This is a genomic window from Aerococcus loyolae (genome assembly GCF_002871915.2).
GTDB classification, from domain to species: domain Bacteria; phylum Bacillota; class Bacilli; order Lactobacillales; family Aerococcaceae; genus Aerococcus; species Aerococcus loyolae.
In genome coordinates, this window is the sequence record NZ_CP126958.1 from 1,158,530 (window position 1) to 1,175,495 (window position 16,966).

The window sequence follows — 16,966 nt, forward strand, 5'->3', positions numbered from 1 at the left end:
ATCAGTGATGATTAGTCTTCTTTTTTCTTTTTACCTAAAGCAAGGATGGAACCAGTTCCGATCAGAGCTAAAGCTAATGAGCTAGCTATACCTTCAACTGCGCCGGTTTGAGGCAGTTGGGTATGGACTTGAGTAGGCGCTGCTTGAGGCTTGCTCTTATCTTTTGTAGCAGGAGTTTGAGTCTTGACGGAAACTGTCTTATCGTCTGTTTTAACAGGATCGTCATTGCTTTCTGGCTCTGGATCAGGTCTTACTTCATCTTCAACTTCAGGTTTTTCTTCGGGCTGTGGTTCAGGTTGAGGTGTTGGAACTGGTGTCACACCACTTCCGTCTTTTTTCTCTACCGTAACCGTAACTGTTACCGTTTCACTTGAACCATCAGGATAGGTGACGGTGACAGATTTTTCAATCTTGTCGCCTGGTTTGGCGTCCGCTGGAACTTCGACAACGACTGCGCCAGTTTCTGGGTCAACCGTGATGCCAGTTTCGCCAGCGCCGGGTTTGAAGCTGGTGCCAGCTGGTGGGTTGACCACTTTGCCATCTTCGTCTCTAAAGATAGGTTCACCGATTTCAACCTTGTCGCCGGGTTGACCGGAACCTGGTTTATATTCAGGCTCGTAGATATCCTTGTCTTGTTTGACACTTGGACGACCGGTCGTCGTCACTGTGGTCTTCACAGGGTCGCCGGTCCGAGTTTCGACAGAGCCATCTGGATTGGTATAGTCCTTAGATGGGATGATTGTGAGCGTGTCACCACTTCCTTGACGAGGAACTTCGATGGTGAAGTCGCCATTATCGTCAGAAGTGCCGGTGCCAATGGTCTTACCGTCCTTGTCTTTGACTTCAATGGTCGTATTTGGAACGGTGGTCTTACCGGTGACAGTGGTTTTGTCTGAACCGGGTTCGTTCTTGGCCCCTGGATTGGTAATTTGTGGGGTTTCCTTAACCACGGTTTCAGCCCCACCTTGAGGATTGCCTTGGTCGTCAGTGACAGGCTTGAAGTTGCCTTGATCATCCTTCTTACCAGGGACAATACTAATCTTGTCACCAGGATTTTGTTTTGGTACATCGATCTTAAGATTACCTTGGTCGTCAGAAGTCCCGGTGCCGATGGTGTTACCATCCTTATCCTTGACTTCCACATCAGTGTTTGGTGTTGTCTTGCCAGTCACTGTAGTGGTGTCTTGGCCAGGTTGGTTTTCAGCACCTGGTTCGGTAACACGTGGGAAGCTGTCTTCATTCTTCGGATCGGTGCCGCGATCTTTTTCCTCTTGGTCAGTCCAGCCGTCGTTGTCATCGTCCTTGTCGCCTTGGTCGATACCTGGAACATTTGGATTGTTTGGATCTTCAGGCATGCCGGAATCCTTGTCAGGTTGGCCGTCCTTATCGGTATTGCGGTAAACAGTGATGGTCGATTCAGCGGTCACTGGGTTACCGTCTGCATCGTTGACAGGCTTGCCGTCTTTGTCTAGGACAGAAACTTCAACAGTAATGGTCCGGGTTTCTTCTTCAGGAGCCCAGTCGGTAATTTCCGGTTGGCCGGTCACTTGGCCAGTTTCTGGATCCACAGTCAGACCTGGATAAGTGTCTTGGCCATTGATGGTCACTTTGACGCTTCCACCTTCTGGAACATTGTCCGCTTGTGGGGTAACTGGGGTAATGTCTTTACCTTCCAGAGCGTTTTGTGATTTTGGTGTGACTTTGACACTGACTACAGCTGGAGCGTCTTCAGTAACCGTCGTTTCCACAGGATCGCCGGTCCGGGTTTCTGTTGAGCCGTCTGGGTTGGTGTAGTCCTTAGATGGGATGACAGAAACCTTGTCGCCTGGGTTTTGACGAGGCACTTCGATAGTGAAGTCGCCATTTTCGTCAGAAGTACCGGTGCCGATAGTATTGCCATCTTTGTCCTTCACTTCAGCGGTTGAATTTGGAACGGTTGTCTTACCGGTCACCTTAGTTTGGTCTGAACCGGGCTCGTTCTTGGCCCCTGGATTAGTGATTTGTGGGGTCTCCTTAACCACGGTTTCAGCGCCACCGCGAGGCTTACCTTGGTCATCTTTAATTGGTGTAAAGTTGCCTTGGCCGTCCTTCTTACCTGGGATGATGCTTACCTTGTTGCCAGGATTTTGCTTAGGCACATCGATAGTCACCTTACCGTTTTCATCGGAAGTGCCGGTACCGATGGTGTTTCCATCCTTGTCCTTAACTTCCACATCGGTGTTTGGCGTGGTCTTGCCGGTAACTGTTGTCGTGTCCTTACCTGGTTCGTTTTCAGCGCCGGGTTCGGTCACTTGTGGGAAGTCGTTTTGGTCTTTCGGATCGGTGCCGCGATCTTTTTCATCTTGGTCGGTCCAACCGTCGTTGTCATCGTCCTTGTCACCTTGGTCGATGCCTGGGACATTTGGATTATTTAGATCCTCTGGCATGCCGGAATCCTTGTCAGGTTGGCCGTCCTTGTCGGTATCGCGGTAAATAGTGATAGTTGATTCTGCGGTCACTGGGTTACCATCTCCACCACGAACTGCTTGGCCATCCTTGTCTTGAACTTCAGCGGTTACAGTAATGGTCCGGGTTTCTTCTTCAGGAGCCCAGTCGGTAATTTCCGGTTGGCCGGTCACTTGGCCAGTTTCTGGATCCACAGTCAGACCTGGATAAGTGTCTCGGCCATCGATGGTCACTTTGACGCTGCCGCCTTCTGGCACATTGTCCGCTTGTGGGGTAACTGGGGTAATATCCTTACCTTCCAGAGCGTTTTGTGATTTAGGGGTCACTTCAACGCTGGATTCCGCTGGCCTTTCAGCCGGATTTGGATTCGTTACAGTCACTTTAACGGTCCGTTGAATGGCTTCGTCGGTTGGTTGACCTTGGCTATCCTTTTGGCCGGTGCCAGTTGAGGTGATTTCAACAGGAATTTCAACGACTTTTTCGGTTTCACCTGGTTGGAAGTCTACGTTTGGTGTACCAACTAAATTACCATCTTCATCAACAGTGAGGCCGTCGACTGGTGCTGGTGTGGTCACCTTAGCGCCAGGTTTATTTGGTGTTACCACCTTAGTATTGGCAGGCACTTCTTGACCGTTAGTTGCCGTCACATCTGTCGTTTGCGCATCGAGGCCGTCCCATACCTTAGACGCGTCATCGTCCTTATCTGGAATGCCGTCGTTATCATCATCTTCATCGTTTTGGTCGGCTTGACCATCGCCGTCTGTGTCACGAAGTACTGTCACATTGATTGGTTCAGTCGCTTCATTGCCGGCAGGGTCCACCGCCTTAACGGTCGCTGGGAAGTCGCGGGACTCATCTTGGTCATCCGCCCATTGCACCGTACCCGCTGGAACCGTCCCTTCGATCTGCTTGGTCTCAGGATTGTAAGTCAAGCCCTCAGGTAGGCCGTCAACCGTCACAGTTGCTTCCGGATCATCGGTTGTCACAGTGACTGGGTCGATTGGCTGCCCTTCCGTCGCTTGGATATCCTTAGCGGAAACGGTGATGGTTGGAGCGGTAGTGTCGGCTGGCGTGACTGGTGTTGCACTGGCGACAAAATCCTTAGGACCAGTAATGACTTGGCTTGGGTCTTCATTCCATTGAGGGTTTTCATAATTTTCCTCTGCGCTTAGGCTTGGAATATGGTCTGGCGAAAGCTTGGCTTGGTCTTTGACATCGTAAGCTTTCTTGCCAAAGTCAACCACACCCTCAGCTGGGGTTAAAGTCACCCGGTGGTAGCCATCAGGGGTTGCCTCATCTTCCTTACCTGTCCGGTCGATCACATCTGGTGCTGACACCTTAACAGGAGCTGTGACTTGGTCTTGTGAGCCATCTTCATAAGTCACGGTGACAGGGACTTCAATGGTTTCCCCTGGTGTCTTAGAAGTTTCAGAAGCTGGGATAGTGATGGCACCGGTATTTGGATCGATGGATGCACCACGTGTTGGTGTAGTGATGGTAAAGGCAGGATTAGCTGGGTCTTTGGATAGAGGAACCTCGCTAGTTTCCACTGGCGCTTCAGTACCATCATCAGCCAATTTCACAAAGTTTGGTGCATCAACCTTAGCTTCGTGGCCAAACTCAACTGGTGTTTCTTTATAGCTTGGTTGGTGCAAGTTGGCGTCCTTGTATTTCACAATAAAGGAATCCGCAGCTAATTGGTTGCCACCTGACTCGAAAACTGCCCGGATGATTTCCCCATCTCGTAATTTCAGCTGTTGAGCTTCTTCGATGGTCTTAGGCAAGTCGTAGGTATCGTCGGTGCCAGCCACTAATTGGGTGACAGGTGTTTCTTTGAGGACGTCCCCTTCTTCGTTATACCAAACAATCTTGTTGTTGAAGCCAGCTGGTGGTAATTGGGCCCCACGCAAGTCAGCCTGAGCGGTATCATTCAAGCCGGCTGGTTTATCGGTATCGTTGAAGTTGGTGATTTCGAGGTCGATCACGACATTGGGTACCACTGCATGGTTGACATTGTACCAACCATATGGGCCACGGACATAACCTGCTGTTTCAGAACCTGGAACAGCTTGAGGGACAAAGCTTTGGTTCCCAGCTGGACTTCTGAAGACTGGCGTTGTGAACCCATTATAGGCATTCACTAAGTTGCCATCCCGGTCAAAGATCTGCATATACATGTATTCGGTATTATTTTCATCCATGTTTTTATTGTCAAAACGGATGGAATAACGGCCCTCTTCATTGGTATAAGAATACTTGGTTTCTTGAATGGCATCAGGATTATTTAACAAGAAGTCTTTGGCTGCTTTAGCGCGTTGGCTTTGAGGTAAGGAGTTAACAGCAGATTCATAAGCGGCAGAGCCTTCCTTAGACAAGTAGGAAGCGACCACCTTGTAACCAGCTGCTTCAACATCCCGGCTATTGTTATTCGGGCCGGTCGCACTATTGGCATAGTCGCCCGCACCCGTTTCTAGCCAAACCCGACCAGACACACTATTGTCGCTGCGACGGAGAACAGCTGGGTTATTGATTGGGCCTTCTGGATCTTCTACCCATTCACTCTCAGGTCGGTGCATGTAAGCCCCACCTTGTTCGATCATAAAGATCCCAGTCCGTTGCATGTTGGTGCCGAGTAGTGGGAATTGCCCTAAGTTTTTATTAGTCGCTGAACCCACAAATGATCCGGGGAAGAAGCCCCCTGCTTGACGGAACATGGTCACCCGGTTGCCGGTATCTGGATCAAAGTAATCTGGAATCCATAGGCGGTAGTATTGGTCACCCTTAGCGGAATACTTATGTTCCACTCCATTGGCGTCAATCCAACCCTCTCTTAAGTCAAAAGCATAAGCCCCTGGCCCTGCCTGACTCCCATCAACTTGTGATAATTGATTAGTCGTTTGTGCCCGATAAAGTGGGGAAACCGCACCATCGGTATCGATCCACTGCATGTAGACATCTGTACCTTCAGCGACTTCGGTCAACCCATTGGCCATGGTCGATGGCACCCCTTTGTCGGCAATCCAAGCACGCCCTGATAGGGTATTGGCAGCATTAGACATATCGGTCGCGGATTTGATGTAACCGTTAGCGATAGCGTCCGCATCAATGGCATCGACTTTCTTTTGATTATTAGCACGATCTTCGCCCGGCTGGTTTTCAGCTGGTGCTTCTGTATCGCTTCCCTCAGCAGCATAAGTTACAGGAGAAACTTTTTCTTCTTCCTTATCAGCATCAGCCGGTTGATCGACAGTTTCTTCTGCAGGTGCATTTTCTGCAGGTGTTTCTTCTGAAACTACAGGGGCTTCTTCTGATTCTGCTGGTGTTTCAGCCGGAGCTTCCTCTGCTGCAGCTGTCGCTTCTGTGGAAGCTGGCTCTTCAACGGCAGGCGCACCTTCTGTTACGGGAGCTGCTTCCCCTTCAGAACCTTTCCCCTCTTCCACTGGTGTTGATACTTCTTCACTTGTATTTACTTCTTCAGTTGCTGCTTGAACAACTGCTGCATCACCCGCGAACAAGAGGCCTGCTGCCACAGCAACGGAGGCCGCGCCTACACTTAAACGTTTAATGGAGTAGCGATAGAACTTATTGCCCTGCTTCTTCTTTTTCACTTGGTAGTTATTTTTTCCAACCATATGTGTCCTCCTTATACTCGTACATATTTGTTTTTTATAAATAAGAACTTCGTAAAGATATAGTACCTAAAAAAAAGGTAAATTGCAATATCAAGTGCATATTTATTTTAAAAAATCCCAGTGTCATGCCAAATAACTAAAAAGCTGATAAAGTCAATAATTCTTGGCCCGTTTTTCTCTAGCTTAAAGTGCTTGATTATCATTTAGAGATTCAGGGTGGGGCTGTCAAGGTGGAGAGCGAAGCGGACCTTGACTGGCCCACACTGAATCTCTATGCTTTGTTAAGCACTTTAGCCTGCTTCTTTAAGCGTTTCCTGAAGTTTCGCAACTTCTAGGTTATAACAGTCGTTAGGGGTTTGATAATCTAAGACCTTTCTAAAGCGATTATTTATTGTATTCGTATAGTGTGCGAGTTCCTGGTATGTCAGCTTTTTAAAGCTTGTCCCTTTGGGCAAGAATTCTCTTAACATGCGATTATGTCTCTCATTACTGCCTTTTTCCCAAGCTGAATAGGCATGGGCGAAAAAGACTTCCAAATCCTTCAGAGCATACTCAAGCTGAGATAGTTTAGAAAATTCACTGCCGTTATCGGTCGTTAAGGTTTTAAAACACGCTTGACCCTCTTTAAGAATCACCTTTTTAACCGATTTTACAATGGAATCTGCATCCCACTTCCAAGTCTTCTTGGTGAGGAATTTTCGCGTTTTCCGTTCAACTAGAGTAATAAGACATGGCTCTCCTTTAGTCTTCTTTCCTATCACGAGGTCAAGCTCCCAGTGACCAAATTCTTCTCTTGAAAGGACGTCTGGGCATCGCTGATCAATGCTTTTTCCAAATACCTTTTTATTCGTCCCACGCGGTTCACTAGGTTGTTTTCTTGGACGAATCCTTGTTTTCATAGGAAGATCAATATTCCTCACATTTAATAAACCAAGATTGATATATTTATACATGGTTTTGGTGCAAGGAACTCTTTCTAAAGGGTGTTTTCTGCGGTAATCATGAATAAACGTATCAACACTGAAAATACGGTCTTCTTTAGGTGTCAGTAAGGCTTCCTCAAAGGCTTTAATGAAGTTAGATTTTCCATACAAAGCGCCTCTGGCTTTAGAATTTGACCGATTATCTTTATAAACACGCGAGCCAGTTTCTGCAAGATAGACATCAACGTAGGTATGATCATAGTTCATTTGACGTGTTTTTCCACGTTTTAGTTCACGAGATATGGTGCATTGATTGACGCCAACGGCGTCAGCAATCTCTTTCTGTTTATGTCCTTCTTGGTGCATTGCTTGGATAATTCCGCGTTTTTCTGCAGAAAGGTGTGTATATGATCTAGGTTTCGTGTTAGAATGTTTCATAGCCAGTGAGTGCTCCTTTACTTGGGTTTAGACGCTTTTAAGTATAGAGCATCACTGGTTTTTTGTCGTCCTTTTCTCTATGCACTTCATTTTACAATTTACCTACCTAAAAAAAAAAAAAAATACAATGTATATAAATTTTTTAAAGAGATAATTTATTATTTTATCTATTTATATATCCATAACCTATCTTTATAGATACTCTTTATAGGTCTTATTTATATTTTAAACACATTAATGCATTTATTAATTATTTAAAACACTATTTGAGTTATCCCCCTTATATTTACAGTATAATAATTAAATTTAAAATAACAAATCTTACTTTGTCTTTTAATTAAATATATAATCTATAAATAAGCTTCTAAGTCGTGTCACGAAGGTATTTCTGGCCATTTAAATTTATTAAGTTATTTAAACAAAAGAACATAATATTGTTCTCAATAAGACCAATATTGTATATTATATAGTTCTTATTTTACATTTTTAAAAAGCTACATGCTTACCTAATTCGTTCAGTATATTAGTAAGATAAAAACTCCCACACAATTATGTATGAGAGTTTGTACATTATATTTTAAAATATACTTTGGAATTTTTGTTTCTCAATAGAACACTTTGTAAAAAATATTTAATGTGATAACTAAGATTTATATTAAATAGATAAACATTTGACCCTTATATTAATGTATTTCGCTTCCCTATTCTTCCATTCATCACTAGTTAAAATTTATTCGCGAATTGCTACTGTTTTAAATTTCTTTATCTATAAAATTTGCCATTTATCCTTGTTATTATCGGCATAGCCTGCTTTACTTTCGCTATAAGATTACTTTAATCCAAAAAATAGAATCAATCCCTACAAAAAAACTCCCATACTTATGTATGAGAGCTTTTTAGACTATGAAGTCAAACCAATAATTTAGTCTTTTTTTCTTCTTTTACCAAGAGCAAGAATACTACCGGCTCCGATAAGAGCTAGGGCTAATGAGCTTGCTAAACCAGCAACTGCTCCTGTTTGAGGGAGTTGACTTTGTACTTTAGTAGAGCTTGATTTATTAGCTGATGGTTGATTTGCTTTTGTCGTTGCTGCATGAACTGCAGTGTTTGTATGAACTGATTGAGCAACTTGATTGCCATCACCTGAGTGTCCTGGTTTTACCGTATTTGCTTGAGGAGCTGCTGGTTGACTAGGTTGGACAGTGTCACTAGGTGCTAGGACTGTGTCAGAACCATTGTTATCGCGACCAGCTTTATGGCCTTTGACTGGAACCACGACTACCTTCTTACCACCTGGTAAATCTGGGTCGGTGATAGTTACAGTGATTGGGCCGTCTACATCGGTGCCTGGTGTCACTTCCACTTCACCGGTTGTTGGGTTGATGACTACAGTAATGTTCTTGCCGTCTTCATCCTTAGCGGTTACCTTAGTATCTTTATCAGGGTTATTCACCTTGATGCCAGTCCCTTGTTGGTCATCAGTTGGATTGACTTCTTTGACTTGTGAATCATCTACTGTGGTCTTTTCAACTGTTTCACTTGGTGTATTAGGCTCATCAGAACCGTTATCATCGCGTCCTGCTTCGTGGCCCTTAACTGGAACGGTAACTTCTTGCTTGCCACCTGGCAGGTCTGGATCTTCAACGGTCACAGTGATTGGGCCGTCTACGTTGGCACCTGGCGTCACTTCCACTTCACCGGTTTCCGGATTGATGACTACAGGAACATCCTTACCGTCTTCATCTTTAGCGGTTACCTTGGTGTCTCTATCAGGGTTGTTGACTTTAACGCCAGTACCTTGTTTTTCGTCGGTTGGGTTAACAGGTTTAACCGCAGAGTCATCAACATTAGTCTTTTCACGAACTAAGCCTCTACCTGGGATGGTGTCTTTCGAGCCATCTGGGTAGGTGATTGTAGCGGTGCCATCGTCACCAACTTCAACCTTAGTTGGGTCTTGGCCTTCTTTAGCTGCTGGGAATTTGTCCTTGTTGGCGTCTTCGATGGCCTTCTTAACTTGGGATTTTTCATCGTCAGTTAAGTGGTTTTTGTCAGCCACTGGAGTCTTCTCAGCTGGAACGACTGGATCCGTTAAGTCGGCTTGGGTCTTGTCTGAACCATTATCATCACGGCCTTTTTCGTGACCTTCGACTGGGACTTCAAATGTTTGTTTACCATTTGGTAAGTCTTTATCTTCAACGGTGACAGTGATTGGGCCGTCTACCTTGGTGCCAGGAGTTACGGAAACCTTACCAGTTTCTGGGTCAACGGTCACCGGAACGTCTTGACCATCTTCATCCTTAGCAGTCACCTTGGTTGGGGTCTTGTCGTCTTTATTCTTCACAACAAGTCCGGTGTCTTGAGGATCATTGGTTGGTTTAACTGTCTTAGGAGTTCCTTCAACACTTGTCTTAGGTCTTTCGACGACTAAGTCAGTCCCTGGGATGGTGTCTTTTGATCCATCTGGGTAAGTAATGGTTGCAGTACCGTCATTGCCGATTTCAACCTTAGTTGGGTTTTGCCCTTCCTTAGGCGCTGGGAACTTGTCCTTGTTGGCATCTTCAATGGCTTTCTTAACTTTTGCTTTTTCGTCATCAGCTAACTTGGTCTTGTCTTCGACTTCAGTCTTCGCTGGAACGGTTGGGTCAGTTAAGTCTGCTTGAGTCTTATCTGAACCGTTGTCATCACGACCAGCTTTATGACCATTAACAGGAACAGTGACTTCTTTCTTACCGCCTGGTAGATCTGAATCAGTTACAGTAACGGTAATCGGGCCGTCAACGTTCTTACCCGGGGTGACTTCCACTTCACCGGTTTCTGGATTGATGACTACAGGAATGTCCTTGCCATCTTCATCCTTGGCGGTTACCTTGGTGTCTTTGTCAGGGTTGTTGACTTTAACGCCAGTACCTTGTTTTTCATCGGTTGGGTTAACAGGTTTAACTGCAGTATCATCAACATTAGTCTTTTCACGGACTAATTGGTCACCAGGAATGGTGTCTTTAGACCCATCTGGGTAAGTGATGGTTGCGTTACCCTTATCATCAACGGTTACGGTTGTTGGTTTTTGACCTTCCTTAGGCGCTGGGAATTTGTCCTTGTTAGCATCTTCGATAGCCTTCTTAACAGTATTCTTTTCATCTTCTGTTAAGTGGTTCTTGTCAGCGACTGGAGTCTTCTCAGCTGGAACAGTTGGATCTGTTAGATCAGCTTGAGTCTTACCTGAATGATTGTCATCGCGACCCTTTTCGTGACCTTCAACTGGCACTTCGAATGTTTGTTTACCGTCTGGTAAGTCTTTATCTTCAACAGTGACGGTGATTGGACCGTCTACCTTGGTACCAGGCGTTACAGAAACTTTTCCAGTTTCTGGGTCAACAGTTACCGGAACATCTTGGCCGTCTTCATCTTTAGCGGTTACCTTAGTTGGGGTCTTGTCATCTTTATTCTTCACAACAAGTCCGGTGTCTTGAGGATCGTTAGTTGGTTTAACTGTCTTAGGCGTACCTTCAACCGTGGTCTTAGGTCTTTCAACAACCAGATCTTTACCTGGGATGGTGTCTTTTGAGCCATCTGGGTAGGTAATGGTTGCAGTACCGTCTGGGCCAACTTCAACAGTTGTTGGATTTTGACCTGGTTTAGCTTCAAGGAATTTACCCTTATTAGTGTCTTCGACTTTCTTCTTAACTTCAGCTTTTTCTTCAGGAGTTAAGTTGGTCTTGTCTTCAACTTCAGTCTTAGCTGGGACAGTTGGATCTGTTAGATCAGCTTGAGTCTTACCTGAATGGTTGTCATCGCGACCCTTTTCGTGGCCTTCAACTGGCACTTCGAAGCTTTGTTTACCGTCTGGTAAGTCTTTGTCTTCAACAGTCACGGTGATTGGACCATCAACATTGGTACCTGGCGTTACGGAAACTTTGCCAGTTTCTGGGTCAACAGTTACCGGAACGTCTTTACCATCTTCATCCTTAGCGGTTACCTTGGTTGGGGTCTTGTCGTCTTGGTTCTTCACAACAAGGCCAGTGTCTTGAGGGTCGTTGGTTGGCTTAACAGTTTGAGGCGTGCCTTCAACCGTAGTCTTAGGCCGTTCAACGACTAAGTCAGTACCTGGAATGGTGTCCTTAGAACCGTCTGGGTATGTAATAGTTGCGTTACCCTTGTCATCAACTGTTACAGCTGTTGGCTTTTGACCTTCTGTAGGAGTAGGGAACTTGTCCTTGTTAGCGTCTTCGACTTTCTTCTTAACTTCAGATTTTTCTTCAGGGGTTAAATTGGTCTTGTCTTCGACTTCGGTCTTAGCTGGAACGGTTGGGTTAGTTGTTTCAGCTTGGGTTGGGTTTTCAGTTACCTTAACAGTTACTGGCACTTCATCCTTAGTACCATCTAGGTAAGTCACGACAACCTTAGCTGGTTTGTCACCAGGAGTCTTAGTATCAACAGGTGTTTCAAATTCAAACTTCGTGCCTTGAGGTAACTTGTCGGTATCCTTGATACCATCTTTAGCATTTGGTGTTTGACCAACTTTAGTGTTGATGTCTTGACCTTGTGGATCGTTCTTTTCTGCGTCGGTTAAGTCATTGACCTTAACAGTTACAGGAACTTCATCCGTTGAACCGTCTGGGTAAGTTACAACGACTGTCGCTGGTTTGTCACCTGGGGTCTTCGTATCAACTGGTTCCTTGTAGGCAACTTTAGTGTCCTTAGGTAAGTCAGTTAAGTTTGCGATTGAATCTTCAGCCTTAGGAGTGTCACCGACTTTGACGGTTTGGTCCTTAGCTTTCGGTTCATTCTTTTCTGCGTCGGTTAAGTCTTTGACTTGGACTTTGGCAGGAACTTCTTCGCTTGAACCATCTGGGTAGGTTACTACAACTGTTGCTTGTTTTTCACCTGGGGTCTTGGTATCAACTGGTTCCTTGTAAGCAACTTTAGTGCCCTTAGGTAAGTCAGTTAAGTTTGCGATAGAATCTTCAGCCTTAGGTGTTTCTCCAACCTTAACAGTTTGGTCCTTAGCTTGTGGATCGTTCTTTTCAGCATCTGTCTTCTTAGTTGCGTTAGCTACAATGACTTCGTCTTTAGTCACTGGTGTTTCAGGAGCTATTGACCAAGTGATTGGTTCTTTGTAGTCCTTAGCTTTAGCTGGATCAATAGTTGCCTCTGGATACGAATCAGCTGAAATACCTTTACCATCTCTTACGTGAAGAACTTTTTCTGAAACTTGAGTACCTTCACCAGCTTTGAGCGTTACCTTATGGTAGCCTTCTGGAACTGGAGCATTTGGATCAGTTGGTTTATAAACGTCAGGCCGTATAGCCACATTGAAGGTAGCTTCAGCTGTGTCGGTAGTCTTGTCCCCGTAAGTTACCACGACTGGAACTTTGACATCCTTACCTTCGTCAGCAGCTCCAGGTGTGTAGCTAACTTCCCCTGTCTTAGGATCGATGGTAGCGCCCTTAGGAGCACCTTCACCTAGAGCAAAAGTTGCGCCGGCTGGTGTGTTCGCTGGCTTATTAGCGCTATCTTTGAAGCTTGGGGCTTTCGATTTTGCTGGTTGTCCAACCTTGGCCTCAGTTGGTTCATAGCTGGGTTCCAAGGCATCCTTATCTTGTTGTTTAACCTTGATTGGGGCTTTGGATTCAGCCTTGAGTTCACCGGTCTTACCTGGAACAGTGACTTCAACCTTCTTACCGTCATGGTCTTTCTTGGTTAGAGGTGTTTCAGGGGTGTAGTTAGGCACGTCTTTGAGGCCCACTTTAATGCCATACTTGTCAAAGTCTTTCGGTTCAACCACTTTTTCCACGCCATTGGCATCGGTTAATTTCACCTTAGTGCCGGCTGGGTCAAGTTTGTTGTCGCCTTCCTTGCCTTCGGTATATTCTTTCTTGGTTGGGTCTTGAACGATTTCAACCTTAGCGATACCGACATTGTCTTCGTTGAAGCCTTTATCTTCGTAAACAGAGTAGTATTCGCGAGTGTCGCCCTTAAGCCCTTCTTCGATTGGGGTATCCTTGGCTAATTCATTGTCAAAGATTGGTTCCCATGATGACCATTTCTTAGCTGGGTTGTCCGCTACTGGGTTTGTAGGTACAACTTGATCAAATTTAGTTTGAATTTCTGGGTCGTTAAACTTAGTTCCTTTAAGAACGTCGAAGGCTTTCACCTTAGAATTGTCCGCAAATTTACCAGTTACTGAACCGTCCTTAGTATCCGCATTGAATTTCAGGCGCACATAGCCTTCAGGTACAGGAGCGTTTGGATCGGTAACATCTTTAATCTTGTCTTGTTCAGCCACAATAACGGGTGCATTGGTGGTATCTTGTGAACCATCCTTGTAGGTCACAACCACTGGCACGCTAACCATGGTCCCAGCATCAGCAGCCTTAGCTGTGTAGGTGACAACACCTGTGTTAGGATCAACTTTAGCACCCTCTGGAGCGTTTTCGCCTAAAGCGAACTTAGCGCCTTCTGGTTTGACAGTATCCTTGTCAGCTTGGTCAATGAATGTAGGCGTTGAGGTGACTTCTTCACCGACATTACTATAGACTGGGGTGTATTTAGGATCAACTAAGTCTTTTTCTTCTTCTTTAGGTAGTACTTTAATGACAGCGTTACTTTGGATCTTCATCCCATTTGGATAGGTAAGAGTTACAGGAACAGTTACTGTTTCACCTGGAATTTTCGCTGTATCAGCAGCTTTGATGGTGACTTCACCAGTCTTAGGATCTACGCTTACAGGGATGTCCTTGCCAGCAACGTTGACGGTCTTAAGTGGCTCGTAAGAAATCTTAGTTTCGCCGTTTTTATCAACGGTTTCTTTTCTTTCTTCATAGGAGAAGGTTGGCTTGCCATCATTTGGATTTGGAGTATATTCTTCTCCAGCGGTATTCTTATATTTTGGAGTGGCTGTTTTAGCTTCTTGACCCGCTTTCTTTTCAATTGGATCATATTCAACCTTAGGCGCTGCGATAAAGGCATCTGCAGCAAGAGCGTTGGTCAGGTCATCATGCTTGCTTCCGTCGTTTAAGAAGATAGCAGAAGTAAATTTAGCTGGTGCGCCCAGTTGCTTATCGACATTTACCGGAATAGATGCTGGTGCTTTACCATCTGGAGTCGTTACAAATTCAGTAGCTTCTCCATATGGCTTACCATCTTTGAACCATCTTTGGACATAAGTCGTACTTGGTAATAGACCTTCAGACGCATTTTCTACTTTTGCGCCGGCTGGAGCAAAGTTTGATTGTGCATCGTATGTTTTAATCGCGTGGGCTGGTTTGGCTACGATGGCAGCAAAGTTTACGTCTGAGATATTCCCTGAAGCCAAGTTTGATGGACCAACTGGTTTAGCAGCCCCATCAAGAAGAGCAAACATGTTGTTTTGTGATGTATTTGACCAAATATTGTAATTATCGATCAAAGAAGCCGCATACATATAATCTTGGTTGATGTGACGGTGTTTTTGTCCGATTGTTCCATTCCAAGCCATTAAGTTTTTATGGTCTTCATCTTGGACTTCAACTAATTTACCATATTGTTCAGGTTTAATGGTATGGGAAATGGATAATCCGCTATTCGCTTCATTTCTTGACACACCATAAAGTCCTCTAAATGGAATATAGTAATTGCCTTCAGAATCAACGGTACCTACAACAGTTTCGGCAATATGAGACCCTTTACCGTTTTTAGCTTCATAGTCGGCAATGATTTGGGCTTGGGCATCTCTAAACTCTAAAATTCTTGGGTTATCTTGTCCAGCAGAACCAGTATAATTATTATCTTTCTTCCATTTATCGAATAGACGAGCAACCTCATCATTTACATAAGAGGCAACTACTTTTGTTTTAGCTGCTGGAAGGTCCCATGAATCTTTCTTCCACATACGGGCGTCTGATCCGGCAGGGTCTCCCCCATCAAACCAAACCTTACCAGAAACTTTACCGTAGTCTCCAGCTGGTTTCCACTCACCGGAAGGATCTGGTGATACTCGCCAGGTATCCTTAGGGCCAACTAGCCAATCATTATTCAATAATTTTTCTTGGAAAACCACTTGACCATTCACAATGCGGTCAATACCTACTGTGAAGTCCCAAGATTCATTGGTACGGGTTAACCGTTTGTGGAAGCCAGTGATTTGATCCCCACCCTTGATCAAAGCTAAGTGAGCTGGATCAGGATTTTCTGCCCAGGTTCTAACCGCAAAGGCTTCTTGGTCACCATCAGATAATTTCCATTTATGAACATTACCAAATTTATCGATAACTGGTTTGTCAAAGGTAAAAGTGAATTTTCCATCCGCCCTTGAAACGGTTTTATATACTGGCGAAACATAGCCATCTTTGTAGGCCCATTGCAAATAAACAGGGACGCCAGCTAAAGTTTCCTTAGTCACTTCGTTACTATTGCCATGTCTGTATACGAAAACAGTCCCTGAATAAGACCGCTTATCACCTTGTTTACCAGTCGCATCAATAGCGGAATCTTGTAATTTTTTAAGTAATTCAGATTCGCCAACCAAGGTCTTATCAGAGTTTGTTGTATCTACATTAGCATAGAATGACAGGCCTTCATTCTTGACTTCGCTCTTTAGCTCATCAGACTTAACTTTATCCTCAGATTCCTTTTTATCTGCTGCATAGTAGGCTGCACGACTTGTAGCTTTTTTTGCTTTAACTTTTTCTTCAGGCTTAACTTCTTTGTTAGCTTTTGGCTTTTCTTCAGCTTTAACGGTTTCGGCTTTAGGTTGTTCTTCAACCTTAGCTGCTTTTTCAACCTTAGCTTGTTCTTCGGCTTTCTTAGCTTCAGCCTTTTCAGCTTCCCCATCAGCTTTAACTTTTTCGGCTAGAGTTTTTTCTTCAGACTTCTTATCTGCTTCAGGTTGAGCCGGTTTAGCTTCTGCTTTTTCTTCAGTAATCTTGGTTTCTTCTACTACAGGTGTAGGAACTGCTTTATCCTCAGCTGGACTTGCCACTGAAGCATTCACTGCCTCACTCGGCTTAGGGTCCGCTACAGGAGCTGGTGCACTTGGCGCTTCCACTGCTGAAGCTTTGACTTCGTTGGTGGCCGCTTGAGCAACAGCAGAATCGGAAGCAAAGAGCAAACCTGCCGCTATTGCAACTGATGCAACGCCAACACTTAGGCGTCTAATCGAGTAGCGGTAGAATTTGTTGCTTTGCTTTTCCTTTTTCACCTTAAGGTTATTCTTACCAACCATATTCTTCCTCCTCATACTTATACAAATACGTTTCATTACAAAACAAGGACTTGATAGGGTTATGGTACTCCAAAGTTAAGTACAAATTCAACGATTATAAAGTTTTGTTAACATTAATTTTATTTTATCATTAACTTTATTTATTTTATTAAAATATACACACATTGCTAATCAAGGCTTTCTGACTGTTTTCATAGTTAAAAACAAGATGAATGAGTTTATATTTATTAAAAATAATTCATACTTTTATACATTTTTTGTTTTTTATTGCTAAATATACCGAGGTCAAAGACTGCTCGTTTTTTGGATCGAAAACTTCATTAAAT

3 protein-coding genes are annotated in these 16,966 nt (G+C 44.5%); all 3 read right to left on the reverse strand.

Translation table 11 applies throughout. The annotated features are described in order from the left end of the window. Positions 1 to 11: 11 nt before the first annotated feature. The 3 genes from CJ190_RS05305 to CJ190_RS05315 all read right to left on the reverse strand — a co-directional run bounded on the left by CJ190_RS05305 (position 12) and on the right by CJ190_RS05315 (position 16,640). Positions 12 to 6,077: an Ig-like domain-containing protein gene (locus tag CJ190_RS05305; protein ID WP_101562038.1), complete on the reverse strand. Its 6,066-nt coding sequence runs from the start codon at positions 6,075 to 6,077 to the stop codon at positions 12 to 14. Between the two features lie 290 nt (positions 6,078 to 6,367). Continuing rightward, entirely contained in the window at positions 6,368 to 7,438 is a 1,071-nt protein-coding gene (locus CJ190_RS05310) for an IS30 family transposase (RefSeq protein WP_101562109.1), read from the reverse strand. Between the two features lie 922 nt (positions 7,439 to 8,360). Continuing rightward, positions 8,361 to 16,640 carry a Rib/alpha-like domain-containing protein gene (locus CJ190_RS05315; protein WP_180754116.1) on the reverse strand — a complete coding sequence of 2,760 codons (8,280 nt, stop codon included), beginning with the start codon at positions 16,638 to 16,640 and terminating at the stop codon, positions 8,361 to 8,363. Positions 16,641 to 16,966: the final 326 nt, after the last annotated feature.